The organism is Streptomyces sp. N50 (assembly GCF_033335955.1).
Classification (GTDB): Bacteria; Actinomycetota; Actinomycetes; order Streptomycetales; family Streptomycetaceae; genus Streptomyces.
Map to the genome: position 1 here is coordinate 7,590,927 of NZ_CP137549.1, position 23,227 is coordinate 7,614,153.

At 70.4% G+C, this 23,227-nt stretch carries 24 protein-coding genes and 1 pseudogene; 13 read left to right on the top strand and 12 right to left on the bottom strand.

Annotation, left to right across the window (positions count from 1 at the left end):
- Positions 1-115 precede the first annotated feature (115 nt).
- From lysA to R2B38_RS33825, 3 genes are all read right to left on the bottom strand, one after another.
- Complete coding sequence (gene lysA, locus R2B38_RS33815; protein WP_318019609.1) at positions 116-1,453, bottom strand: diaminopimelate decarboxylase; 1,338 nt, start codon at positions 1,451-1,453, stop codon at positions 116-118.
- 12 nt (positions 1,454-1,465) lie between these two features.
- Positions 1,466-1,912: an SAV_915 family protein gene (locus R2B38_RS33820; protein WP_318019610.1), complete on the bottom strand. Its 447-nt coding sequence runs from the start codon at positions 1,910-1,912 to the stop codon at positions 1,466-1,468.
- Between the two features lie 356 nt (positions 1,913-2,268).
- Complete coding sequence (locus R2B38_RS33825) at positions 2,269-2,802, bottom strand: universal stress protein (RefSeq protein ID WP_318019611.1); 534 nt, start codon at positions 2,800-2,802, stop codon at positions 2,269-2,271.
- Positions 2,803-3,148: 346 nt separating this feature from the next.
- Between R2B38_RS33825 and R2B38_RS33830 the strand changes: the two genes are divergently transcribed.
- Positions 3,149-4,756 carry a metallophosphoesterase family protein gene (locus R2B38_RS33830; RefSeq protein WP_318019612.1) on the top strand — a complete coding sequence of 536 codons (1,608 nt, stop codon included), beginning with the start codon at positions 3,149-3,151 and terminating at the stop codon, positions 4,754-4,756.
- 7 nt (positions 4,757-4,763) lie between these two features.
- Here the strand turns inward: R2B38_RS33830 and R2B38_RS33835 are convergent, their stop codons facing one another.
- Positions 4,764-6,341 (bottom strand): PucR family transcriptional regulator, encoded by a 1,578-nt coding sequence (locus R2B38_RS33835; RefSeq protein ID WP_318019613.1) that lies wholly within the window; start codon positions 6,339-6,341, stop codon positions 4,764-4,766.
- Positions 6,342-6,499: 158 nt separating this feature from the next.
- Between R2B38_RS33835 and R2B38_RS33840 the strand changes: the two genes are divergently transcribed.
- Together R2B38_RS33840 and R2B38_RS33845 are read left to right on the top strand one after the other, a co-directional pair.
- The gene (locus R2B38_RS33840; protein ID WP_318019614.1) at positions 6,500-7,951 is read left to right on the top strand and encodes a sodium:solute symporter; all 1,452 of its coding nucleotides are present in this window, start codon (positions 6,500-6,502) and stop codon (positions 7,949-7,951) included.
- 71 nt (positions 7,952-8,022) lie between these two features.
- A complete protein-coding gene (locus R2B38_RS33845; protein ID WP_318019615.1) occupies positions 8,023-8,787 on the top strand; it encodes a class II aldolase/adducin family protein in 765 nt (254 codons plus the stop codon).
- A 22-nt stretch (positions 8,788-8,809) separates the two neighbouring features.
- On the opposite strand, the gene R2B38_RS33850 is transcribed toward R2B38_RS33845, so the two are convergent.
- Positions 8,810-9,352: a hypothetical protein gene (locus R2B38_RS33850; protein ID WP_318019616.1), complete on the bottom strand. Its 543-nt coding sequence runs from the start codon at positions 9,350-9,352 to the stop codon at positions 8,810-8,812.
- Positions 9,353-9,578: 226 nt separating this feature from the next.
- Between R2B38_RS33850 and R2B38_RS33855 the strand changes: the two genes are divergently transcribed.
- The 4 genes from R2B38_RS33855 (at position 9,579) to R2B38_RS33870 (ending at position 13,283) form a co-directional block, all read left to right on the top strand.
- Positions 9,579-10,085, top strand: a complete 507-nt coding sequence (locus R2B38_RS33855) for a SigE family RNA polymerase sigma factor (RefSeq protein WP_033279513.1) — start codon at positions 9,579-9,581, stop codon at positions 10,083-10,085.
- A 10-nt stretch (positions 10,086-10,095) separates the two neighbouring features.
- Positions 10,096-10,683, top strand: a complete 588-nt coding sequence (locus R2B38_RS33860) for a hypothetical protein (protein WP_318019617.1) — start codon at positions 10,096-10,098, stop codon at positions 10,681-10,683.
- A gap of 120 nt (positions 10,684-10,803) precedes the next feature.
- Positions 10,804-12,030, top strand: coding sequence for a glycosyltransferase (locus R2B38_RS33865; RefSeq protein WP_318021863.1), 1,227 nt, complete (start codon positions 10,804-10,806; stop codon positions 12,028-12,030).
- Entirely contained in the window at positions 12,027-13,283 is a 1,257-nt protein-coding gene (locus R2B38_RS33870; protein WP_318019618.1) for a hypothetical protein, read from the top strand. Before R2B38_RS33865 ends, R2B38_RS33870 begins: the two co-directional genes overlap by 4 nt.
- A 389-nt stretch (positions 13,284-13,672) precedes the next feature.
- Here the strand turns inward: R2B38_RS33870 and R2B38_RS33875 are convergent, their stop codons facing one another.
- Positions 13,673-14,050 carry a MerR family transcriptional regulator gene (locus R2B38_RS33875; protein ID WP_318019619.1) on the bottom strand — a complete coding sequence of 126 codons (378 nt, stop codon included), beginning with the start codon at positions 14,048-14,050 and terminating at the stop codon, positions 13,673-13,675.
- A 76-nt stretch (positions 14,051-14,126) separates the two neighbouring features.
- Between R2B38_RS33875 and R2B38_RS33880 the strand changes: the two genes are divergently transcribed.
- Positions 14,127-14,855 carry an SDR family oxidoreductase gene (locus tag R2B38_RS33880; protein ID WP_318019620.1) on the top strand — a complete coding sequence of 243 codons (729 nt, stop codon included), beginning with the start codon at positions 14,127-14,129 and terminating at the stop codon, positions 14,853-14,855.
- A 244-nt stretch (positions 14,856-15,099) separates the two neighbouring features.
- Here R2B38_RS33880 and R2B38_RS33885 read toward each other — a convergent pair whose 3' ends face one another.
- Complete coding sequence (locus R2B38_RS33885; protein WP_318019621.1) at positions 15,100-15,861, bottom strand: glucose 1-dehydrogenase; 762 nt, start codon at positions 15,859-15,861, stop codon at positions 15,100-15,102.
- A 223-nt stretch (positions 15,862-16,084) separates the two neighbouring features.
- On the opposite strand from R2B38_RS33885, the gene R2B38_RS33890 reads away from it, so the two are divergent.
- The gene (locus R2B38_RS33890; RefSeq protein WP_318019622.1) at positions 16,085-16,675 is read left to right on the top strand and encodes a TetR/AcrR family transcriptional regulator; all 591 of its coding nucleotides are present in this window, start codon (positions 16,085-16,087) and stop codon (positions 16,673-16,675) included.
- Between the two features lie 313 nt (positions 16,676-16,988).
- Here the strand turns inward: R2B38_RS33890 and R2B38_RS33895 are convergent, their stop codons facing one another.
- The 3 genes from R2B38_RS33895 to R2B38_RS33905 all read right to left on the bottom strand — a co-directional run bounded on the left by R2B38_RS33895 (position 16,989) and on the right by R2B38_RS33905 (position 19,504).
- A complete protein-coding gene (locus tag R2B38_RS33895; RefSeq protein ID WP_318019623.1) occupies positions 16,989-17,144 on the bottom strand; it encodes a hypothetical protein in 156 nt (51 codons plus the stop codon).
- 421 nt (positions 17,145-17,565) lie between these two features.
- Complete coding sequence (locus R2B38_RS33900; RefSeq protein WP_318019624.1) at positions 17,566-18,279, bottom strand: hypothetical protein; 714 nt, start codon at positions 18,277-18,279, stop codon at positions 17,566-17,568.
- Positions 18,280-18,574: 295 nt separating this feature from the next.
- Positions 18,575-19,504: an NADP-dependent oxidoreductase gene (locus tag R2B38_RS33905; RefSeq protein WP_318019625.1), complete on the bottom strand. Its 930-nt coding sequence runs from the start codon at positions 19,502-19,504 to the stop codon at positions 18,575-18,577.
- Between the two features lie 106 nt (positions 19,505-19,610).
- Here R2B38_RS33905 and R2B38_RS33910 point away from each other — a divergent pair, with 106 nt between their 5' ends.
- The 3 genes from R2B38_RS33910 to R2B38_RS33920 all read left to right on the top strand — a co-directional run bounded on the left by R2B38_RS33910 (position 19,611) and on the right by R2B38_RS33920 (position 21,372).
- Positions 19,611-20,015 carry a helix-turn-helix domain-containing protein gene (locus R2B38_RS33910; RefSeq protein ID WP_318019627.1) on the top strand — a complete coding sequence of 135 codons (405 nt, stop codon included), beginning with the start codon at positions 19,611-19,613 and terminating at the stop codon, positions 20,013-20,015.
- A 161-nt stretch (positions 20,016-20,176) separates the two neighbouring features.
- Positions 20,177-20,647: a DinB family protein gene (locus R2B38_RS33915; RefSeq protein WP_318019628.1), complete on the top strand. Its 471-nt coding sequence runs from the start codon at positions 20,177-20,179 to the stop codon at positions 20,645-20,647.
- A gap of 188 nt (positions 20,648-20,835) precedes the next feature.
- A complete protein-coding gene (locus R2B38_RS33920) occupies positions 20,836-21,372 on the top strand; it encodes a hypothetical protein (protein WP_318019629.1) in 537 nt (178 codons plus the stop codon).
- Between the two features lie 150 nt (positions 21,373-21,522).
- Here the strand turns inward: R2B38_RS33920 and R2B38_RS33925 are convergent, their stop codons facing one another.
- A complete protein-coding gene (locus tag R2B38_RS33925) occupies positions 21,523-21,816 on the bottom strand; it encodes a hypothetical protein (protein WP_318019630.1) in 294 nt (97 codons plus the stop codon).
- A gap of 416 nt (positions 21,817-22,232) precedes the next feature.
- Positions 22,233-22,571: pseudogene (locus tag R2B38_RS33930) on the bottom strand (transposase); the annotation flags it as partial.
- A 147-nt stretch (positions 22,572-22,718) separates the two neighbouring features.
- Here R2B38_RS33930 and R2B38_RS33935 point away from each other — a divergent pair.
- Positions 22,719-23,222 carry a DUF4365 domain-containing protein gene (locus tag R2B38_RS33935; RefSeq protein ID WP_318019631.1) on the top strand — a complete coding sequence of 168 codons (504 nt, stop codon included), beginning with the start codon at positions 22,719-22,721 and terminating at the stop codon, positions 23,220-23,222.
- Positions 23,223-23,227 lie beyond the last annotated feature (5 nt).

Genomic DNA, 23,227 nt, shown 5'->3' on the forward strand with positions numbered 1-23,227 from the left:
GCTCGGATGCTAGGGCAAATGTGCAGGTGGGCAGCAGAGGACGTGGCTGTGACCTTAACCTCTCCACGCGGTCTAGACCACATCCCCGGCCCTGTGCTGCCCTCCCTGCCAGGGGCTACAGCCCGATGTCCCTGCGGTTCATGTCGTCCAGCGACTCGCGGCGGACCAGCACCCGCGCGATGCCGTCGGCCACCGCGACGACCGGCGGGCGGCCGACGAGGTTGTAGCCGGACGCCATGGACAGGTGGTACGCGCCGGCCGCCGGTACGGCGAGGAGGTCCCCGGGGCGTACGTCGCCCGGGAGCGCCACCTCGTCCGCGAGGATGTCGCCCGCCTCGCAGTGCCTGCCCACGACGGTGACCAGGCGGGGCGGCGCGGTCGCCGGGCGGCCGATGAGCCGGGGTGCGTAGCGCACGCCGTAGAGCGCGGGCCTCGGGTTGTCGCTCATGCCGCCGTCGACCGCGACGAAGGTGCGGTCGACGGTGCGCTTCACGGCCAGGACCCGGTACACGGCGACCCCGGCGGGGCCGACGATCGCCCGGCCCGGTTCGAGGGTGAGCCGGGGTACGGGCAGGCCCGCGCGGGCGCAGCCGTCCTCCAACTCGGCGCGGACGCGGCCCGCGAGGACCGGGATGTCGAGGCGTTCCTCGCCGGGGCGGTAGGCGATGGCGTGGCCGCCGCCGATGTCCAACTGCGGGAGCGTGACGCCGTGTTGGTCGCGGATGCGGGCCAACAGCCCGACCATGCGCCGTACCGCGGACACGTACGGCTTCGTCGTCGCGATCTGCGAGCCGATGTGGCAGTGCAGGCCCACGAGTTCGAGGTGCGGCTGGTCGAGGATGCGGGTCACGGCGTGCTGCGCGGAGCCGTCGGTGATGGAGAGGCCGAACTTCTGGTCGTCGGTGCCGGTGCGGATCTTCGTGTGTGCGCCGGCCGCGATGCCGGGTACGACCCGCACCATGACCTTCTGGCGGCTGTCGGCGGGGGTGATCGCGGCCAGCCGGGCGATCTCCGAGGTGCTGTCGACGACGATTCGGCCGACCCCGAGGCGGAGCGCGGTGCGCAGGTCCTCCGGGCTCTTGGCGTTGCCGTGCAGCACGATCCGCTCCGGCGGGAAGCCGGTGGTGACGGCCAGCGCGAGCTCACCGGCCGAGCAGACGTCGAGGCCGAGCCCCTCCTCCCGCACCCAGTGGGCCATCGCCCGGCACAGGAACGCCTTCGCCGCGTAGACGACGTCGGCGTCCGGGAACGCCGTGCGGTACGTACGGCAGCGGTCGCGGATCTCCTGCTCGTCGAGGACGTAGACGGGGGTGCCGAACCGGTCGGCGGCCTCGGCGAGCGGGACACCGCCGACGGTGAGGTCGTCGGTGGGGGAGGGACGGGTGGAGCCGGGCCAGACGGACAGATCGTGGGTGTCGGCGACCGGGACAACGGGGGCGTCCAGGATGGACATGGGCGGGTCTCCTCAGCCGATCAGCAGGTTCAGGCACGCGACGACGGCCGCGGCGCCGGTCACGCGCAGGGCACCGACGTGCTGGGGATGCCAGCGGCGCCAGGAGTTGGCCCGCTCCCGCTCGGCGGCCGCCGTACGGTCGGCGGCGGGGGCGGAGAACTGCGGGTCGACGGTGAGCGCGGTGACGCCGAGCGGCGCGGCGAGCGCGCGCAGCGCGGGTTCGGAGAGCCGGATGCAGGCCTGCTCGGCGCCCAGGGTGGCGGCGAGCCGCGCCGCCGAGGTGAAACCGACCGCCGTACGGCCACCGAGGGGAGTGCGGAAGAACCGGGCCGCGCAGCCCGCGGGTCCCGACCGGACGGGGACGAACAGCAGCCCGGCCGGGACGGGTTCGGCGGGTTCGGGGTCCTCGGCGGCGGCGGGGTCAGCGGGGGTCTTCCCGGCGGGTTCGACTGGAGACATCGTGCGGCTCCTTGTACAGGGCGATGTGCGTGGCCCGGTCGGTCTGACCTGGCGCTTCCTCGAAGCTATGCCCGCCGGGCGGGGGTACGGGTGCCTCGCTGACGGATGCTTGACGGGGAGCGCCGCAGCCATAACGCGGTGCTGACGGGGGTGGGTGGCGGGTGGCCTGTCGGGCTCGGGGGTGCGGGTGGATTGGTCGGGCTGGGTGACGGGTGGCTGGCTGGGCCTGGGGTGCGGGTGGTCGGTCGGGTTTGGCGGTGCGGGTGGTCGGTCGGACCTGGGCCCCGGGTGTGGGTGGCGGGTCGGGTCTGGGGTGCCGGTGGTCGGTCGGGTGCAGGGGGTGGGCGGGTGGCCGGTCAGGCCCCGCCCTCCGTCAGCTCCCGCGCGTCCACCGCCCGCCCCAGTGAGATACGGCGGTGCAGGGCGGCCAACTCGTTCTCCAGGGGCGACGGCGGCACCGTCAGGACCGGGCACGCGGCGTGGGCGACGCAGTAGCGGGAGACGGACGGGAACAGGGCGCGCAGCGGTCCGCGCGGGCCCGCGCCGATGACCAGGAGGTCGTCGGGACGGTCGGCGGTCTCCACCAGGGCGCGGCCCGCCGTGCCCCGGACGACCAGACCTTGGAACGGGACCCCGGGGCCCGTCTCGCCGAAGGCCGTGTCGAGCACGGCGAGGAGCCGGTCGGCCGCGTCGCGTCGGAGGTGGGATGCCGGGGCCGCCAACATCGAGCGCCCGTGGGCCAGTTCACCGCCGGGCGGCTCCCAGGCGAGGACCGCCAGCAGCTCGGCGCCGGTGCGGCGGGCCTCCCGCACCGCCCGGTGTAGCGCCGCCAGGCTGCCCGGCGAACCGCTCACTCCGACCACGGCACGTGCCCGTCCGTCACTGCTCATCGTCGCTCACTCCTCGGCGTACACAGACGTCTGCGTGTCCCATCGAAGGGCCGAACAGAGCGGACGTATCGCCCTGTTGGCGCCCGTCTGACGCCGGAGGGCCGATTCTTGACGCGCTCGTGACGCGGCGAGGGCGGTGGCCGGAAATGGCTCCCCGACCTCCGTTCGGCCGACCGTCCGTGTCAACGAAGGGGCGGTCCCTGGCAAAGCGCGGGGCAAGAATCCGTCCCGGCGCCGACGCCCCGTGCCGCAATGACCGTCTGGCAACGCACTGTTCACTCGGGAGCCGCCGGGAAGCGCCAATGTGCGGACGTTGTCAGCTCAACTGCTCGCCAGGGAGGGCACCATGACCACACAGACCGAGACACCGGACGAACCGACGCAGTCGTCCGAGGGGTTCAGCCGCCGTCACGCGCTGGGAATCCTCGGTACGGCCGGCGCCGGCGCGGCCGTCACCCCCTTGCTGGGAGCAGGCACGGCGCAGGCCGCACCGCTCGCCGCCCCGGCCCTTCACCTCACTGCGGACTCCTCCGGCGCGACTCCGGTCCAGGGCCTGCACCTCACCTTCGGCGCGGACCCGCGCACCCAGATGAACGTCTCCTGGATCACCGACAAACCGGTGAACAGACCCGTCGTGCGCTACGGCACGCTGGAGCACGGCTTCGGCTCCAGCGCCAAGGCCCGCACCGTCACCTACGTCGACGGCACCTCCAGCCGCACCGTCTACGTCCACCACGCCGCGCTGAACAAGCTCTCCCCGGACACCGACTACCTCTACCTCGCCACCCACGACGGGGCGACGCCCGACAGCGGCACGTTCCGCACCGCTCCGCGCGGACGCAAGCCGCTCACCTTCACCAGCTTCGGCGACCAGTCCGCCCCGCAGGTCACCTGGGCGGCCAACGGCACGGTCGGGCTCGACGCGAACTCCACCCCCGCGACGAAGGACATCGTCACCGGCATCGAGCAGGTCGCCCCGCTCTTCCACCTCCTCAACGGCGACCTCTGCTACGCCAACCTCGATGTCGACCGGGTGCGCACCTGGAACAACTTCTTCACCAACAACACCCGTTCGGCCCGCTTCCGCCCCTGGATGCCGGCGGCCGGCAACCACGAGATCGAGAAGGCCAACGGCCCGATCGGACTCGGCGCCTACCAGGCCTACTTCTCCCTCCCGTCCACCGAGACCGACGCCGAACTCGCGGGCCTGTACTACGCGTTCACGGCCGGCTCGGTGCGGGTCATCGTGCTGCAGAACGACGACAACTGCCTCCAGGACGGCGGCGACGTCTACATCAACGGCTACTCCGGCGGACGCCAACTCTCCTTCCTGGAGAAGGAGTTGAAGGCGGCCCGGGCCTCGCGCGACACCGACTGGATCGTCGTCGCCATGCACCAGGTCATGGTCAGCTCCACGGACGCCAACGGCGCCGACCTCGGCCTGCGCCAGAAGTACGGCCCCCTCTTCGACCGCTACGGCGTCGACCTGGTCCTCTGCGGCCACGAGCACAACTACGAGCGCTCGCTGGCGGTTCGCGGAGTCGTCAGCGGCACCGAGACGCTGACCCCCAACCCGGTCTCCACGGCCACCGACAACATCGACACCGGCCTCGGCACCGTGCACATGATCCTCGGCGGCGGCGGAGTCTCGGGCACCACGAACCAGAGCTTCTTCAAGGACGGCACCGGCAAGGTCATCACGTCCGTCTCGGCGACCCCCGGCTCCAACGGCAAGCGCACCTCCACCTACACCAAGGAGGAGGCGGTCTGGATCGGCGTCCGGGACACCGAACACCCCTACGGCTTCGCCGCGTTCACCGTCGACCCGGGCAGCCACCCCGGCGACACCACCCGCATGCACGTCACCTACTACAACGTGAACAAGCCGAACGGCGACCTGTCGGTGTTCGAGAACTTCACCCTCCACCGCAAGCGCTCGGACGGCCACCGCTAGGCCTGCCTCAAGACTGGTCCCCGTCCGGCAACCAGTGCAGGGCGAACCAGAGTTCCATCCGCACGCCGGGGTCCTGCAGGTCCACATCGAGCAGTTCGGCGATCCGTGCCAGACGGTGCCGCACGGTGTTCCGGTGGACGTGCAGGGCCGCCGCCGTACGGTCCCAACTGCCGTGCAGGGTCAGCCACGTTCGCAGGGTGTCGAGGAGGATCGCGGCACCCGGAGACGCGGCACCGTCGAGCGGGGCGAACCTGATGCGGGCCAACTCCCGGGCGTCGGCGGACGGGACGATCCCGTGGACGGTGAGCGGGTCCCTGGTGTGGACGACGGCGGGCACCTGCGCCGCGATCGCGCGTTGCAGGGCCCGCCCGGCCTGGACATCGGCGTGTGCCAGTTCCGAGGCGGGCGCGGGTGTGCTGAACCCGAGCACCCAGCCCAAGTCGGCCGCCTGCGCGGGTACTTCGGGACGCGCGTCCGGTGCACTGGCGACCAGGGCCTTCAGCTCGGAGCCGTCGATGTACAGGTAAGGCGTGCCCAACGCCGTTCCCAGCGTGGCGAGTTGGGCCGGACCGTCGTCCTGAGTGGAGCGCGGGGACGAGTGCCGGCCGTGGACCACGACCCAGTGCCCCGCCTCCGAAGTCCCCGCAGGCGTGAGATCGCCCGCGACCTCCGCCGGAGCCGCCCCCAGCATCAGCCGTACCAGCGCCCCCGCACTGTGCGTGTCCGTGCCCAGGGCGTGCCGTGGACTGGTGAGCAGGGCCAGCAACACGGCTGCCGTACTGGTGACTTGGCGCTGCACCAGGGTCGGGGGAGTGGTGGCGGCCTGGCCGAGGGCGAGGGCCGTCGCGGTGCCGTCCGCGCCGGGCAGGGTGTGCACGGTCAGATGGGTGCCGCCCTGGTGATCGGCCGCCGCGGTCGGAACGGGCCGTCCGGCGGCGCCCGTTCGGACCCGGGCGATCGTGCGCACGGCGAGGTCGCGTACCCGTCCCGGTGTCGGCGGCGCGGGCCGGGGACCGGCGCTGAACAGCTCGTGGCCCCGGGCGTCGTGCAGGACCGCCCAGGCGCCGGTGTGCCCGCTGAGCTGGGTGAGCACCGCCCGCAGCGCGTCCGGGCGGGCGGCGGCCGCGGCCAGTGCCGACTGGGCCCGGGAGATCTCGCGCAGCTCACGGTTGCGGACCTCGGCGATCGCCGCGTAGGTGGCCTGCCCGACCGCCACGAACGGGGTCGCCGGCGGCAGCCGTAGCAGAGGAAGTCCGTGGCGGTCGCACGCGGCGACCAGCTCGGGCGGGACCTCGTCGTGCACGGGTGCGACCCCGAACCCGAGCGCGCTCACCCCGGCCGCGACGACCCGCCGTACGTACGTGTCGACGCCCGCCGCGTCGGCCGGCAGCCGCACTCCGGCCGTGAGGAGCAGCTCGCCGCCCACCAGGTACGGCGACGGGTCCTCGATCTCCGTCGTGCCGACCGTGCTGACCAGCTGATCCCCGGCCGGACCGGCGATCCGGCGCAGCCCGAGGGCGGGATCGGCGAGCAGCACGCTCAGCGGCACGGACGGCTGCTCGGACGGTTGCTCGGACTCGGTCATGAGGGGACGTCCTCCCGACCCGGCGCCGTCGTACGGCCTGCCGGAATCATCCAATGGGCGACTCCATATTGGACAGAACCGCCACTTCGACGCCAGCGCGAACGCCTATAACGTCATCCCACTCCCCAAGGCACCACCCCTTCCCCCGGAGGTCCCGGATGACCGTCGACTACTTCGTCATGGCCGCATACCTGCTGGGCATCATCGGCGTCGGCTGGTGGGGCAAGAGACGCGCCGCCTCCAAGAGCGACTTCCTGGTCGCCGGCCGCCGCCTCGGCCCCCTCATGTACACCGGCACGATGGCCGCCGTCGTCCTCGGCGGCGCCTCCACCATCGGCGGCGTACGCCTGGGCTACACCTACGGCATCTCGGGCGCCGCCATGGTCTTCGCGATCGGCCTCGGACTGCTGGCCCTGTCGGTCTTCTTCTCCGCCCGCATCGCCCGCCTCAAGGTCTACACCGTCGCCGAGATGCTCTCCCTGCGCTACGGCGACACCGCCGCCGTGATCTCCGGCGTGGTGATGTGGATCTACACGCTGATGCTGGTGGTGACCTCGACGATCGCGTACGCCAGTGTCTTCGACGTCCTGTTCGACGTCCCGCGCTGGGTCGCGATCGTCATCGGCGGCACGATCGTCGTCGGCTACTCGGCGCTCGGCGGCATGTGGTCCATCACCCTCACCGACATGGTGCAGTTCGTGGTCAAGAGCCTCGGCGTGCTCGTCCTGCTGCTGCCGATCGCCGTGGTCCGGGCGGGTGGCTTCGCCGAGATGGCGGACAGACTGCCGGACGGCTACCTCTCCCCGACCTCCATCGGTGGCCAGACCATCGTCACCTTCGTGCTGATCTACACCTTCGGCATGCTCATCGGACAGGACATATGGCAGCGGGTGTTCACCGCCCGCTCCGACAAAGTCGCGTCCTGGGGCGGCACGGTCGCCGGCGTCTACTGCCTGGTCTACGCCCTGGCAGGCGCCGTCATCGGCATGGCCACCAAGTCCCTGTACCCCCAACTCGCCAGCGCCGACGACGCGTTCGCGACGATCGTCCGGCACGCCCTGCCCACCGGCGTCCGGGGCCTGGTCCTGGCCGCCGCGCTCTCCGCGATGATGTCGACCGCGAGCGGCGCCCTGATCGCCTCGGCGACGGTCGCCAACAACGACATCTGGGCCCGCCTGCGCCGCCGTACGGCAATGGGTCCGCAGGACGACGAGATCGGCTCGAACCGGCTCGCGATCGTCGTCCTCGGCGTCGCCGCCATGGGCATCGCCTGCGCCCTCGGCGATGTCATCGAAGCCCTCACCGTCGCCTACAACCTGCTCGTCGGCGGCCTGTTGGTGCCCATTCTCGGCGGCCTCGTCTGGAAGCGGGGCAACCTCCCGGGCGCCATGGCCTCGATGGTCGCGGGCGGCACCACGGTCATCGTCCTCATGGTGACCGACGGCCTCCTCGCCAACGAGCCCATCTACTACGGGCTGTTGGCCGGCCTGGTCGCCTACGTCGCCGTCAGCCTCCTCACCAAGCCGACGGAGGAAGCTGTGGTCGAGGCCTGGCACCGCCGCCTGGCAGGCGAACAGGCCGCCGCCGCACCGGAGTTGAGCGTGGCCTGACCCGCTGTTCCGGTAGCACCGATCCGCACCCACCCGCACCCGCACGTGCCGTATCTCATCGAAAGGTCCCCATGTACGCCACCACTGTCCCCACGGAAGAACTCCGGCTGCGCCGCGAACTCGCCGCGGTCTACCGGCTCGTGGCGCACTTCCGGATGACCGACCTGATCTTCACGCACATCTCGGTTCGCCTTCCGGGCCCCGAACACCACTTCCTGATCAACCCGTACGGCCTGCTCTTCGAGGAGATCACGGCGTCGAACCTCGTCAGGATCGACCTGTCCGGCCGCGCCGTCGGGGAATCCCAACACCCGGTCAACCCGGCCGGGTTCGTCATCCACAGCGCCGTCCACGCCGCCCGCCCCGACGCCCACTGCGTCCTGCACACCCACACCAGGGCGGGCTGCGCGGTCGCCGCCCAGGAACACGGCCTGCTCCCGCTCAACCAGATCTCCATGGAGTTCTACGGCAGGCTCGGCTACCACGACTACGAGGGCGTCGCCCTCAACCTCGCCGAACAGCGGCGCCTGGTCGCCGACTTGGGCCGCCACCCCGCGATGATCCTGCGCAACCACGGTCTGCTCACCGTAGGGGAGACCCCCGCGCAGGCGTTTCTGCGCATGTACTACCTGGACAAGGCCTGCGAGATCCAGACCGCGGCCACGGCGGCGGGCACCCCGCTGGTCGTCCCCGGCCCCGAGGTCTGTGAACTGACTGCCCGTCAACTCACCGGCGAGGACGACAGTTCGGACCTCCAGGACGACAAGGCGTACGAGTTCGCGTGGGCGGCGCTGCTGCGGCTCGTGGAGCGGATCGCCCCCGAGTACAAGGACTGAGGTCACCCGCAGGGACCGAGCGTCAGCCCGTCGCCGCGGACTTCTGTCCGGACGGGGCGACGGCGAACCACTCGCCGTCCTTGCCCTGGCCGTTCGCCTGTCCGGCCGCCGTGTCGCCGACGTACCGGTACAACGGCCAGCCACCGAGGGTGAGTTGTGGCTGACCGTCGCGGTGGACCGTGCCGAGGAGGCTCTTGTCGACCCCCGAGGTCTGCACGGATTCCGGCACGATCACCGGTATCCACGTCTTGACGCACGCGCCCTTGCAGGTCCACTTGGACGGGTTCGACTCGTCCTTGTCGTAGCGGTAGAGGGTCATTCCGTTCGGGTCGGTGACCACGGTGCCCACACCGTCGACCGCCTTGGCCGTCACGGTGTACGCCGTGGTCGTGGCGCCGGCGGCCGGTGTCGAGGCGGCCGTCGCCGTGGCCGTGGGAGCCGACGCGGCCGGGGCCGCCGTGGCCGCGCTGTCGGAACCGGCGCTGTTCGAGGAACCGCACGCGCCCAGCAGCAGCGTGGAGGCGAGGCCTGCGACGAGGCTCAGGACAATGCGTCGCGGGATCAAGGAGGTGCCCTTCGTCGGGGATCGTGCGTACTGCCTGCTCGCCCTCCCCATACGTCCGCCGACCCCGCCCCTCTCAGCGGGGAACGCACATGACGCACTCTTGACCACCCGCACCCCGGAACGATGTAACCCGGATCACAGCACCGAAGTGCAGCGCGGTACGGGGTCCACGGCCTTTCTCTCTGTGTAAGGGGCTTGCCCGAAACGGGGACGGTGGACGGTACGGATGGAACAGAGTCGGGCCGACGGGTTCGACGGGTTCGTGGCAGCGCGCTGGTCGGCGTTGTTCCATCTGGCCTGTCTGCTCGTGGGAGGCGATCGGCACCGCGCCGAGGACCTGCTCCAGGAGGCCATGGTCAAGCTCTGGTTCGCCTGGCCGAGAATCGCGGAGGAGGCACCGGAGCCGTACGTCCGCAAGATTTTGGCGCGGGCGGCGGCCCGTTCGGCGCGGCGGCGCTGGTGGGGTGAGCGCCCGGTCGAGCAGCTGCCCGACCGCGCCGAGACCGGGGACGTGTCCGCCGTGGTGGCGGAGCGCTCCCGGCTGGAGGCGGCGCTGGCCCAACTGCCGCCCGCGCAACGGGCCGCCGTGGTCCTGCGCTACTACCAGGACCTGCCGGACAGGCAGGTCGCCGAAGTGCTGGGGTGTCCGGTCGGCACCGCCCGGTCCCATGCGTCACGGGGCGTGGCGCGGCTGCGCCGGATCCTCGGCGATGTCATCGAACCGGTGGGATGAGGAGGGGGAGATGATGGACCACCACGATCACCGCGACCGCCACGACGACCACGAGCGCTACGACCGTTTCGAGCGGGAGCTCGCGCGGATGATGCGCGACACCCAGGAACCTGCGTCTTTCGAACCCAGGCACCGGACCCGGCTCCGCTCCGGCGTCCGGGCCAGGCGCCGGGTCCGCGTGGCCCAGAAGGCGGTCGGCTCCGCCCTGGCCGTCGCCGGAATCGGCCTCGGCTTCTTCCTGCTGCCCCACGACCAGGTGGACAACAGGCCGCAGGCGCCCCTGCCCCGACCCGCCCTGAGCCCCACGCTCCCGGGCCCCACCCCGACCCTGACACCGGACACGACCCCGAGCGGGACCACCAGCCCCACACCCACCCGCACCACCGAGGCACCCACCTCGCCATCCATGACCCCGACGGGGAGTTCGGCGACCTCGTCCTCGGGCCCGCCCTCGACCGACACGGCCCCGCCGCCTTCGAGCACGGGGACGGCCAACTCGTCCACGGCGCACGGCACTTCGACGAGTTCGGCGAGTACGACAACGACACCACCGGCGACGGAGACCTCCGCGTCCATGGGCGCGACGGGCATCGGATAACCCGGCCGGCCGACCACCCCCACCCGTAAGCCCTGACCGCAGTACTGCCGACAGGCGATACCGGCATGCCCTGCGACAGCGACCATACCTGGACGGAACGTGACAAAGTTGATGAGTCGGATGGGCCAACTACCGCTCCGCACACCGGTGTCGGCACACCACCGCGAACCGGTCCTCGACGTGGTCGTCCCCGTGTTCAACGAGGAGAAGGACCTCGAACCGAGCGTACGGCGGCTGCACGCGCATCTGTCGGAGACGTTCCCCTACCCGTTCCGCATCACGGTCGCGGACAACGCCAGCACGGACGAGACCCCGCGCATAGCGGCCCAACTGGCCTCCGAGCTACCTGAGTTGGAGTGGCTACGGCTGGCCGAGAAGGGCCGGGGCCGGGCCCTGCACACGGCCTGGTCGGCGTCACGGGCACCCGTCCTCGCCTACGTCGACGTCGACCTGTCGACCGACCTCGCAGCGCTCCTCCCGCTGGTCGCCCCGCTGATCTCCGGTCACTCCGACATCGCGATCGGCACCCGGCTGGCCCGTGGCTCCCGGGTGGTGCGCGGCCCCAAGCGGGAGGCCATCTCCCGCTGCTACAACGCCCTGTTGAGGTCCACCCTCGCCGTCGGCTTCTCCGACGCGCAGTGCGGTTTCAAGGCGGTACGACGTGATGTCGCCGAGCGGCTGCTGCCCCTGGTGAAGGACTCGGGGTGGTTCTTCGACACCGAGTTGCTGGTGATCGCCGAGCGGGCTGGACTGCGTATCCACGAAGTGCCGGTCGACTGGGTGGACGACCCCGACAGCCGGGTCGACATCCTCGCCACGGCACTGGCCGACCTGCGCGGAATCGCCCGCATAGGACGGGAGTTGGCACGCGGCACGCTCCCGACGGCGGGCCTGCGCCGGGCCGCCGCCGACGGCTCGCACTCGGCCGGCCTGGCCGCCCAACTCCTGCGCTTCGCCGCCGTAGGAGCGGTGAGTTCGGTCGGATACGTCCTCCTGTACGTCGCGTTGCGCCCGGCGACGGGCGGACAGGCCGCCAACGCGCTGGCGTTGCTGCTCTGCGCCCTCGCCAACACCGCCGCGAACCGCCGCCTGACCTTCGGACTGCGCGGCCGGGTCGGCGCCCTGCGCCACCAGGCCCAGGGCCTCCTGGTCTTCACGGTCGGCCTCGCCCTCACCAGCGGGTCCCTGGCCGTTCTGCACCGCACGACCCCAACACCCGCGCGCACCACGGAGGTCGGGGTCCTGGTCGCCGCCAACCTGGCCGCGACTCTCGTACGGTTCCTGCTCTTCCGGGCCTGGGTGTTCCCGGCCGGGCGCCGCGGCGGGGCGGAGGAGACGGCGATATGAGCGACACGACGACGTTGAACCCGCCCGTCGCCGAGACCGCAACGGGCCTGCCCCACCGGGATGTTGGTGGGTTTCTGCGCGGCGCGGTCCGCCACTACGGCCCGGTGCTCGCGCTGTACGGCGTGCTGAAGCTCATCGGTTTCTCCGTGTTCATGTACCTGCTGGACTCCGACGGCGGCTTCCGGACGAGGAACCCGCGCTTCGGCGGCGGCGCCCACGCCTGGGACGTACTCGCGACCTGGGACGGCTGGTGGTACCAGCAGATAGCCGCGCACGGTTACCACCCCGCGCTGGTCCAAGTCCCCGGCGCCACCGGCCTGATCACCCTCGAAGGCAACTCGGCGGCCTTCTTCCCGCTCTACCCGGCGACGATGCGACTCGTCTCCGACGTCACGGGCCTGGGTCTGTACGGCTCCGGAATGCTGGTCTCGGTCGTCGCGTCGTTCGCGGCGGCGCTCGGCATCTACGCCGTCACGGCCCGGTTCGGCGGGCGGCGGGCGGGACTGGCCGCCGCCGGGCTGTGGGCGGTCTGGCCCGGGTCCGGCATGGAGTGGTCGGCGTACTCGGAGTCCCTCTACATCGCCCTCGCCGTCTGGGCCTGCCACGCCGTCATGACCGACCGCTGGCTCACCGCGGGCGTGCTCACCTTCGCGGCCGGCCTCAACCGCCCGACGGCCGTAGCCCTCATCGCCGCCCTGATCGTCGCCGCGCTCCAGACACTCCACCGCCGCCAGGAGAACCTCGCGGGCCCATGGACCGCGATGGCGATCGCGCCGCTCGGCCTGACCGGCTACCTCCTCTGGGTCGGCAACCGCATGGGCAACCTGGCCGGCTACTTCGCGCTCCAGAAGGGCGCCTGGGGACACACCTTCGACTACGGCAAGCAGACCGCCGACGTCTTCAGCTCCATGGCGGTCGGCCGCTTCGACTACCTGTTCGCGTTCCCCTTCGAAGACACCATCGCCGCGCTCACCGTCCTGCTGGCCGCATTCCTGATCCCGCTCCTGATCCGCCTGCGCCCACCGGCCGTCCTGACCGTGTACACCCTGCTCACCCTCGCCCTGGTCCTGGGCAGCCAGCAGATCTTCGGCAACGTCTCCCGCTATCTCCTCCCGTGCTTCCCCCTCTTCATCCCGTTGGCCGTCAAACTCCGCACCCTCCAACTGCCCATGCTGTGCCTGCTGTTGGGGATCGCGGCTATCGCGTCGGGGTCGTACGCCGGGTATGTGCTGTTCGAGGCGGGGGTGCCGTAGGCGTGCGCTCGGTTCCGGGCTGTTCCGACGCCCTCGACCGCTGTTGACGCGGGGGCGGCGCAGTGTGTCGAACGCGGTGAAGGCGTCCTCGCCGGACAGGGAGGCGCCCTGTCGGGAGGTGGGCGAGGGGCGTGGGCGGCGTCGCCGATGACGGCAGCTGAACTCGTGCTCTCCCTGGGGGTGTTCGGGGCTGCGGGGAAGGAGGCGGCGCGTGGAGGCGCACTCGGTGCCGGGTCACTGGGGTTGAACTCGGGGTGTCGTAGGGGCGGATGGCTGGACGGCTGACCGTCGAACGTCAGCAGTTCCTGGTTCCCGGGTCGGCGGCAACCGACCTGATCGTTGCCCCGGGCGGCGACGGGTACAGCGCGACCGCGTCTGGCGGAGCGTGCCTACGGGTGTGTGTCCGTGATCGCGATGACCTGGTCGAGGTGGTCCAGGGCGGCCTGCAGGTCGTCGACCTTGGCCTGGATGCGCTCGCGCTCGGCTCGCAGCATGGCTCGTTGCTGGGCGTCGGTGTGCCCGGAGTCGAAGCACGGCAGGAGTTCGGTGATCCTCTTGCTGGTGAGGCCGGCGGCGTACATCTGCTGGACGAAGAGGACCAGGGGGACGGCGTCCTGCCGGTACAGGCGCTGGCCGGACGGGCTGCGTTCCGCGACGAGCAGCCCCTGCTGCTCGTAGTAGCGCACGGCGCGCACTGAGACGCCGGCGCCTCGTGCCACCTCGCCGATGCGGATCAGCCGCTCGGTCGCGGCCTCTGTGACAGTCATGGTGGTTCCTCTCATCCCTGGCCCTGACGATCGGCGCTTGCCTCTGACGTTAGCGTCAGGTTTTAGCGTACTGGCCATGGACATCAACAACTCCGTCGCCCTTGTCACCGGAGCCAACCGCGGCCTGGGCCGCGCCTTCTCCCAGCGCCTGCTCGAACGGGGCGCCCGCAAGGTCTACGCGACGGCCCGCCGACCGGAGACCGTGGATCTGCCCGGGGTCGAGGTGCTGCCCCTCGACATCACCGATCCCGCATCGGTGAGGGCCGTTGCCGAGGCCGCCCCGGACGTCTCGCTCCTCGTCAACAACGCGGGCATCAACACGGGAACCGACCTGGTGACCGGTTCGCTGGATGCGCTGCGGCGCGAGCTGGATACCAACATGTTCGGCCACCTGGGAATGATCCGGGAGTTCGCGCCGGCACTCGCCAGGAACGGCGGGGGCGCGATCGTCAACGTCCTCTCCGCCATGTCGTGGTTCGGGGGCAGCGGCGCCAATGCCTACCACCTGACCAAGGCCGCCGCCTGGGCCATGACCAACGGCGTCCGCCTTGAGCTCGCCGAGCAGGGCACGCTCGTCACAGCGGTACACCTCGGCCTGGCCGACACCGACATGGCCGCGGGTTGGCCCGTGGCCAAGCTCGCTCCGTCGGACCTGGCCGACGCGGCACTCGACGGTGTCGAGACGGGCTCCGCCGAGGTCCTCGCCGACCAGTGGAGCCGGGACATCAAGTCCCGTCTGCCGCTGACGCCGGAAGAGTTCAACGCCGCGATGGACCGAGCCCTGGCGGCGCTGATGGCGGCCTGAAGGACCCGTCGGGCAGCACGGACTTCGGCCGGCTGCTTCTCCATCGGCCTCCTCTCGAACCCTTCTGCGTGAGGTTGAGCTCGTGGTGTCGTGTCGCTGATCAGGCGGGTCGGACGGTCAGCCACCAGCCCCTACGGCCCCTACGCCCCTAGGGCCCCTACGACACCACGAGTTCAACCTCAGTAGTTGCCGGGTGCGACCCGGGGCCCTGATGTCCGGACGGTAAGTCGGGCTTGGGGGGGCGTCAGTTGGCGATGACCGCCGCGGTGGTGCGGCCGCCGTCGACGTCGAGCACGATGCCGTGCACGAACGAGGAGTCGTCGCCGGCCAGGTACACCGCGGCCTTCGCGACCTCGTCCGGGGTGCCCATCCGGCCTGCGGGGGTGCCCTTCATCATGATCTCGGCCGGGTGGCTCTCGCCTGGCACCGGCGTCAGCACCACGCCCGGGGAGATCGCGTTCACGCGTACGCCCTGCGGCCCGAACTCCGCGGCCCAGGCCCGGGTCAGCGTCTCCACGGCTCCCTTGGTGGAGCTGTAGAGGGCGCTGGGGATGCCCAGCCGCGCGATCCAGGAACCGAGGTTGATGATCACGCCGCCGCCGGCCTCCACCATGGCCGGGGCGACGGCCGCGGTCAGGAAGAAGGGGGCCTTCACGTTCACGGCGTAGACCTGGTCGAAAGTCTTCTCGTCGGTGGACGCCGTGCTGGTCTGGGGAAAGATGCCGGCGTTGTTGACCAGGACGTCGATACGGCCGCCGAGGACCCGCGTCGCCTCCTGGGCCAGCGTCCGTGAGGCGGCGGCGCTGCCGTCCAGGTCGGCCCGCACGAACTCGGCACGGCCGCCGCGTGCGCGGATCCCGGCGACGACCTCCTGGCCGCGCTCGGCACTGCGCCCGGAGACGGCGACATACGCCCCCTCGCGAGCGAAGGCCTCCGTGATCGCCCGCCCGATGTTGCTGGTCGACCCTGTGACCAGGGCGGTCCTGCCTTCAAGGCGCATGGACATGATCCACTCCGTTGTTCGGTGCTTGGTGTTCGGTGCCTGGGGCTCCGCGATGAACCCGCACGGCCGTAGCCGCAGGTTGCCTTCGGCGGGACGGGGGCTGCCCTGACAGTCAGGGCGCGGATGTCACCGTAGGACGCAAAGACTGGACTTGCAAGTCCAGTAAGATCGGTGAGGAGTGGACCATAAAGTTCAGAATGTGTCGGCCAGGTGGGATGATGGGTGCATGAACCGAGGTATGACCGCCAAGGGCATGGCCACACGGCACCGCATCGTGGTTGCGGCCGCTCTGCTGATCCGGGAGAAGGGTGCGGGGGAGACGACCCTGGACGACGTGCGGGCGGCGACGTCGACGAGCAAGAGCCAGCTCTTCCACTACTTCCCGGACGGCCGGATCGACATGCTCGTGGCCGTGGCCCGGCACGAGGCCGACCAGGTGCTGGAGGCGCAGCGGCCCTATCTGGACGACCTGACGACCTGGGAGTCCTGGCAGGCGTGGTGCGGGGCGGTACTGCGCCACTACGGCGAGTTGGGCCGGCGCTGCCCGCTGGGGAGCCTCACCTTCGAGCTCGGCAAATCCTCCTCCGAGGCGCGAACCGTGGTCTCGGATCTGTTCGCCATGTGGGAAGCGGCTCTGCTGCGCGGCACGGGGTCGCTGCTTCCCGACCGCGGGATGGCGGTCGGCTGCGCGAGGAGTGTTCTGGCGGCCGTTCAGGGGGGTGTGGTGCTCCTGCGGATGACGGACCGCATCGACTATCTGGAGGCCGCCCTCGCGGCCGCGATCGAGCCGATGAGGCCCGCGGCGCCGACTTCCTGACTAAGGCTGGACTCGAAAGTCCTTTTTTGTGCGCGCACTGTTGGACTATCCGGTCCATGCAGAGCTGCGCCCTCGGCGGCCGTCGGTCTTCGGCTTTCTGTCCTCGGCCCTCGCCGTGTCGCCGGCCGCATGCGGTCGCACATCAAGGAGATCCGGCCATGACGACCGACGACGGCAAGGTGATCGCCGAGTTCCGCGCCCTCTTCGCGCAGCGGGACGCGTCGAAACTCGCCCCGCACACTCCTGCTCCCGTAACCACACGGGCGGCCCTGCCTTCGGCCCCGTGCTTACGGGCGCGCATTCGCCAGGGGCGTCACCCGGCACCCCACCCAACTCCCGTGAAACCAAAGGGAAGTGACCACCCATGGACGCTGTCGAGCGTCTCGGTGTCATCGAGGATCTCCGTCGTCTCATGGCCCCAGGCCACCGTCTTCTGGGTCACCCAGTCCATCGGTACCTCGATCCGCATGTACCGCAACACGATTCGCCACCCCTGGACACCGCTGCACGACCGCCGGCCCGTGGTCGAACCCCCCGGCCGGCTTCACCTTCCTCCTCGGCGACGTCCACCCGCCCGGCGTCACCACCGTCGAAGAACGCATCGCCGCCTTCGAGAACGGCCCCACCCGCGCCATGTTCAACGTGGTCAACGTCAACGCCCACCACAAGGGCGGCCACTTCGGCCACTACGAAAACCCCGACGCCTACGTCGGCGACGTCCGCGAGACCTTCCGCAAGGCGCGTTGACCTCACGGAAGGGGCGGCGACTCCACTCCGGGACCAGGGCCTGTCCGGCGGATCAGGTCGCAGGAAAGAGACGGTGACTGACGACAACGCCGCAGATGTGCGTGACAGGCCACGCGTCTGCGACAGGGTCCGCCGGACAGGGCCTAGGTCGTGGGGACATGGAAGTTCATGACGTCGATCTTGGTGAGCGCCCGCCAGTCGTCCGCGCTGTATCCGTCCCAGTCCTTGGCCTTGCGGTCGGCCGGGAACTTCGCGGCCTGGTCGGAGCCGACGAGGACGAGCAGGTAGGTCTCGCTGATCCCCTCGACGCCGATGTAGCCGACCGAGTGGTTGTCGTCCTCCCAGCAGCCACTGGACGTGGGGCTGACGGGCGTGCCCGGGTAGTAGCGGCCGCTGCCCGGGTGCCCGAACTCGTCCTTCGAATCCGGGTCGGGCCGGGTGACGAGGTAAAGGACCTGGCCTGCCGGGATGTTGAGGCTCATCTGCCCTTTGACGCTGATCTCGGGGCTCCTCGCCGGGCCGGCCACCTGGGTGTAGACGCTGGGCGCGTCGTGGTTCGCGAAGAGCGTCTCGTTGTAGCGCTGGGACGGCGGCTGATTCCAGGAGTCGGCGAGCCGTTTCAGATCGCAGGGGTCTTCGGCCGCGGTCGAGGCGGGCGTGGAGACCGAGGAGTTGGTCGATGTTCCCTCGCTGCCACCGTCATGAGCGAACATGGCTCCGGCGGCCGCCGCCGCGACGGCCGCCAGCGCGCCGATGGACGCGATCGCGATCCTGGTCCTGTTGTTGCCCTTGTCGTCCTCGCCCTGCGGTTCGTTGCCCGTGGTGCCGTCGTCGGAGCCTGTGTCGGTACGTGTCACTTTCGTCCCCCCTCGTGCAGGAGTCCGTAGTATCAGCGCTTTGTCCGCCCGGTAAGGGAGTGTTGGAGTACGGGAGGGGCGCACATCCTCCGCCGTGCGCTGCCGGGTCGACTGCCCCGTGGCCTCACGGCGTGGCATCGACCCGAGAAGCTGCGCTTCCGCGTGTTCTCGGCCGCCGAGAGATCCGGAGAGTGACGAAGCCTGGTCTCGGGATCGTCGCCGTAGTCGGCGATCTCCTGGAACGGGAGGGTGGGAGTGCTCGGCCCGGTCCCCGAAGGTCGACCTCCCGACGCGATCACACGGTGAGGACGAGCTTGCCCTGGAGGTGACCGGCGTCGAGCAGCCGGTGTGCGTCGGCGACGCGCTCGAACGGGAACGTCTCCTGTACGTGGACCCGGAGCATCCCCCGTTCGACGAGTTCGACGAGTCCCCGCAGGGCGACCGGATCGGGGTCGACCGCGATGCCGCTGAAACGCATACCGGCTGCCTCGTACCTGGCGATCAGCTTCGTGTCCTCCTCGGCGACCGCCGTCACCAAGTGACCACCCGTGCGCAGCACTTCGAGCGACCGCTCGGCGGTGTCGCCGCCGATCGTGTCGAGCACGACGTCGATGTCGCGGACGGCGTCGGTGAAGTCGACCGCCGCGTAGTCGATCACCTCGTCGGCGCCGAACCCCTCGACGAACGCCCGCTTGCTCGCGCCGGCGGTCGCGATGACGTACGCACCGCGCGCTTTCGCGATCTGGATCGCGACATGGCCGACCCCGCCGCCACCGCCGTGGACCAGGACGCGGTCGCCCTCGCTCACGCCGCCGAGGTCGACGAGGCCCTGCCACGCCGTCAGCCCGACGACCGGCAGCGCCGACGCCTCGACGTGCGAGAGGGACGCCGGCTTGCGGGTCAGGTGCAGCGCCGGTGCCGCCACGGCCTCGGCGTACGCGTTCGCCGCCCGAGGGAACAGCGGCATCCCGAACACCTCGTCGCCGGGCCTGAACCGCCATGTCTGCGGCGCCTGTTCGACCACGCCGCTGATGTCCCAGCCGAGGACGAACGGCGGCCGGCCGATCAGCGGGAACTCGCCGGCGCGCAGCCGCGCCTCCAGCGGGTTCAGCCCGATCGCCCTGACGCGGACGAGAACCTCGGTCGGCAGGGGCCGGGGCTCGGGCACCTCCACGACGCTGAGCACCTCGGGACCGCCGAGCGTCTGCTGGGTGATGACTCTCATGACTCTCCTGGCTTTGCGAAAGGGGAAAGGGGGGTGGAAGGAGGAGAGAACCCACGCTAGGTCTCCGAAGGGAACCGGCAGGTGCCTCGGCGGGTACCGTGGCACCATGAGCGGTTTCGGTCCCGGCGATCCGTTTCTCGCGGACTGCCCGGCGCGGCTGACGGTCGAGCTGATCGCCGACAAGTGGACGGTGGTCGTGCTCGCCGGCCTCAGCAAGGGCCCCGTGCGCCATGGCGAGTTGGTCGAGCTGATCGGCGGCATCTCCCGCAAGATGCTCACCCAGACCCTCCGCCGCCTGGAGGCCCACGGACTCGTCCACCGTTACGCCTACGCCGAGGCGCCGCCCCGCGTCGAGTACGAACTCACCCCGCTCGGGGCGACGTTGATCGACCCGATCCACGCACTCACCGAGTGGGCGAGGGCGAACGGCGACGCGGTGCTCGATGCACTCGACACCGACACCGACACCGACACCGACACCGACACCGGGCCGGCCACCCCTGGCGACTGAGGTCCCCGCTACTCGGTGTCGGCCCGGCCGCGCTCGGTCTGCGGGCTGACCAGGACCCTCTCGAATCTGGAATGGCCCGCTGGTGAAGTGCACGAGAGGTCGCGACTTCATCCCCTCGTTAATCTGTTGCGAGTTGTGTCCACTGGAAAGGGTTGGAGTAGGTGATCGCCTCGAATCTCGACTACCACCGAGCGACCTTCCTGTGGAAGTGCGAGGGTCTCTCGGATGCACGGCTGCGGCTACGCCCCGTGGGATCCTCGGCGTTGACCCTGCTGGGGCTGATGCGCCATCTGCAGGGGGTCGAACGGGCCTGGTTCCAGCGGACGTTGGCCGGCACGGCGCCTGACTTCTTCCCGTATCGGACCTATGCCACCGCTGACGGCGGGGAGTGGTACGACGAGTCGGACGCCACGCCGGCCAGGGACGTCTACGCGGACTACTTGAAGGCGTGCGAGGAGTCGCGGCAGGTGTTCGCGAGGGTGACCGTCGACCTCGCGCGCATCGTGCCGAACCCGGAATTCGGTGACACCGACGCGCGGTTCGTCCTTGAGCATGTGATTGAGGAGTACGCCCGCCACGGCGGCCACGCGGATCTCCTCCGTGAGGCCATCGACGGCACCACCGGCGAGTAGGCGATCGCCGCGCACTGCGAAGCATTCCTGGGCTCGTCAGACGAAGTGCTTGCCGGAGTCACGGCAACAGTTCGTCCAACTCCCGCTACGCTCCCGCCTCATGGGAACACCCTGGGCCTCCATCATCGCCGGGTCGACGGCCGTCTTCAGCGCGGTCGCGACCGGGGGCGCGTGGCTGGCGGCGCGCCGTGCGAACGCCACCGCGGACGCGGTCGCACGCATCGAGCGGGGACCGTTGGCACGCCGATCTGCTGCCGCAGTTCAGCGTGCGGATCGAGATGGGTGAGGGCGACCGAGCGACGCTTGGCGTCCGGCTCGTCGGCCCGCTTCCGCTGTGCCATCTCGACGAGATCCGAGTCGAGGTCGCGCAGAGCGACGACATGGATTACACGCCCCGGCTCGCTGGGGGACCGACTGAGGAGCAGGTGGCTGCCCAGGTGTGGGGGCCGCTGCGGTTCGTGCCCGGCTCCGACGGCGCGGATCGGAACGGGCATACGGTCGTCCCGTTCGCTCTCACCGTAGGCAGGGGGCGGCCGTTCGCGCTGGAGCGCACGCGCTCACCCCTCTGGTGGGACGGCAACGACCGGGAGGAACGGTGGCGGGACAAGTGGCTCAACCTGCCGATGCGTCTGGTCCTCACCTGCCGTCGAGAAGGTTTCGAGCCATGGACGGTCCCGTACGAGGTGGACGTGCCGGAGGCACCGCGGGTGCGGTTCGTCGGTTGACGCTGCTGGGGTTGATGACCCGACCCGGGTAGGCGGCATGGGTTGACCTGTCCAGCCTCCCGTGTCCGCCGAACGGATACGGGAGCGACGACCAGGGCGACCGCCGAGCGGACACCCCCAGCCGCCAACTCAGGCTGGCCGCCGCTTCCTTCACGGATCGGCACTCTCGCGCCGGCCGTCCCCCGTACGGACAACATCCGTATCGCCGCTGGACATAAGAGGGCTGTGGGTGCGGCGGCGGTTCGCCCGGCGGGCGTCCTTGAGCTCGCGAACCGTGAGGCGGTAGCGGAGTAACTCACGCCACCACTCCAACCGCGCCGGGGCGGTCTGGGGCAGGGCGCGGACGAGAGTGCGCGCCAGTGTGACGAGCGCGGTGGTGACGGTGGTCAGGGCGACGAGGCAGGCGGCGGCCCAGGATGGGACCGCTGAGAGGTCGGGCAGCACGGGGTGAGGGCCTTTCGGAGGCGCGAGGGCGAGGTTCGCGACGAACCAGCCAGGGGCGTGCCGAGGAGCCTGGCGCTGGCCGAGCGGTGGTCATGCCTGTGCTGTCGGGAGGTCGCTCGACTCAGCCAGGTGGGGTGGTTGGTCACCGGGTTCGGCATGCCGGTGACGTCGTTGGCGTCGCCCCTGGCATGTGCATCCCCCTACGCGTTGTCTCCGTTGGCCGGTGTCTTCCCCGAGTCGGAGATCCCTACACGATTTCCGAGGTGCGACGGGGCAGCCCTCAGTGGCCCCCGAGTGGTTCAGTTACTCAGACGCTCCCAGGTCCCGATACGATGTGACCGTTTTGTCCGCCGCTTGCTTCGGTCACGTCCGCTGAGATGGTGTATTGACGGCCACTCGGTGATCTCGTTCTGAGGCTAGGCGGTGAGTTGGGTCGGGACGATGGTCCCGTCGGTTTGTGACTCGACCGGGTGGAGGTGGCCCTTGGCGAGGAGGCCGAGTCCCATGTAGCGGCGGGCTTCGGTCCATTCGCCGTTCTGCTCGGCCAGGACCGCGCCGACGAGGCGGACCAGGGCGGTGCGGTCGGGGAAGATGCCGACCACGTCGGTGCGACGGCGGATCCTCTTGTTGAGTCGTTCCTGCGGGTTGTTGGACCAGATCTGCCGCCAGGTCTCGCGCAGGAACGCTGTGAACGCCAGGACGTCGTGCTGGGCGGCATCCAAGTGGGCGGCCGCTGGGGGGACTTGACCTCCAACGCGTCCAGGCGGGGATGAACAGCTGCCTGTCGGTCATCGTTTCGCAGGCCTGTCGGAAGGTCCATTATGGGGCCCTGACAGTCGTGAGCGCGTGCCGTAAGATTCCGACTACTGTGTGCCACGGTAGGGGGGCATTGGGGGGCTTTCGTGCTCGATGCGAAGCAGCATCAGGGCAAGTTCGGCGAAGACTACGTCCGTGTGCTGGCCTCTGCGGCAGGCCTGATCGTCCTGCAAGGCGATCTCGACGCGGACGGGGTCGACCTCGGGTTCCGCGCCACCGGCCGCTACGGACGGACGCTGTCACCCACTGTCGAGGCTCAGATCAAGACATGGTCGAAGCCGTCCGTGTCGTCCGGCCACCTGAACTACCGCGGGCTCAACGAGTGGCAGTTCAACAGGCTCGCCGGTCCCGATTTCACTGTGCCCCGGTTTCTGTTCGTCATCTGCGTCCCCGCCGACAACCAGGCTTACGCGGCCATGAGCACCGACGGTGTGATGCTCCGTCACCTCGGCTACTTCGTCTCGCTTCGCGGCGAGGAGCCGATCAAGGACCCCGACCGTCACCGAAAGCGTCCGGTCAGAGTTCCGACAGCGAACGTGCTCACCGCCGCCTCACTGCGCCGGCTCGCCGAGACACAGTCCGACTGGTAGGGGAA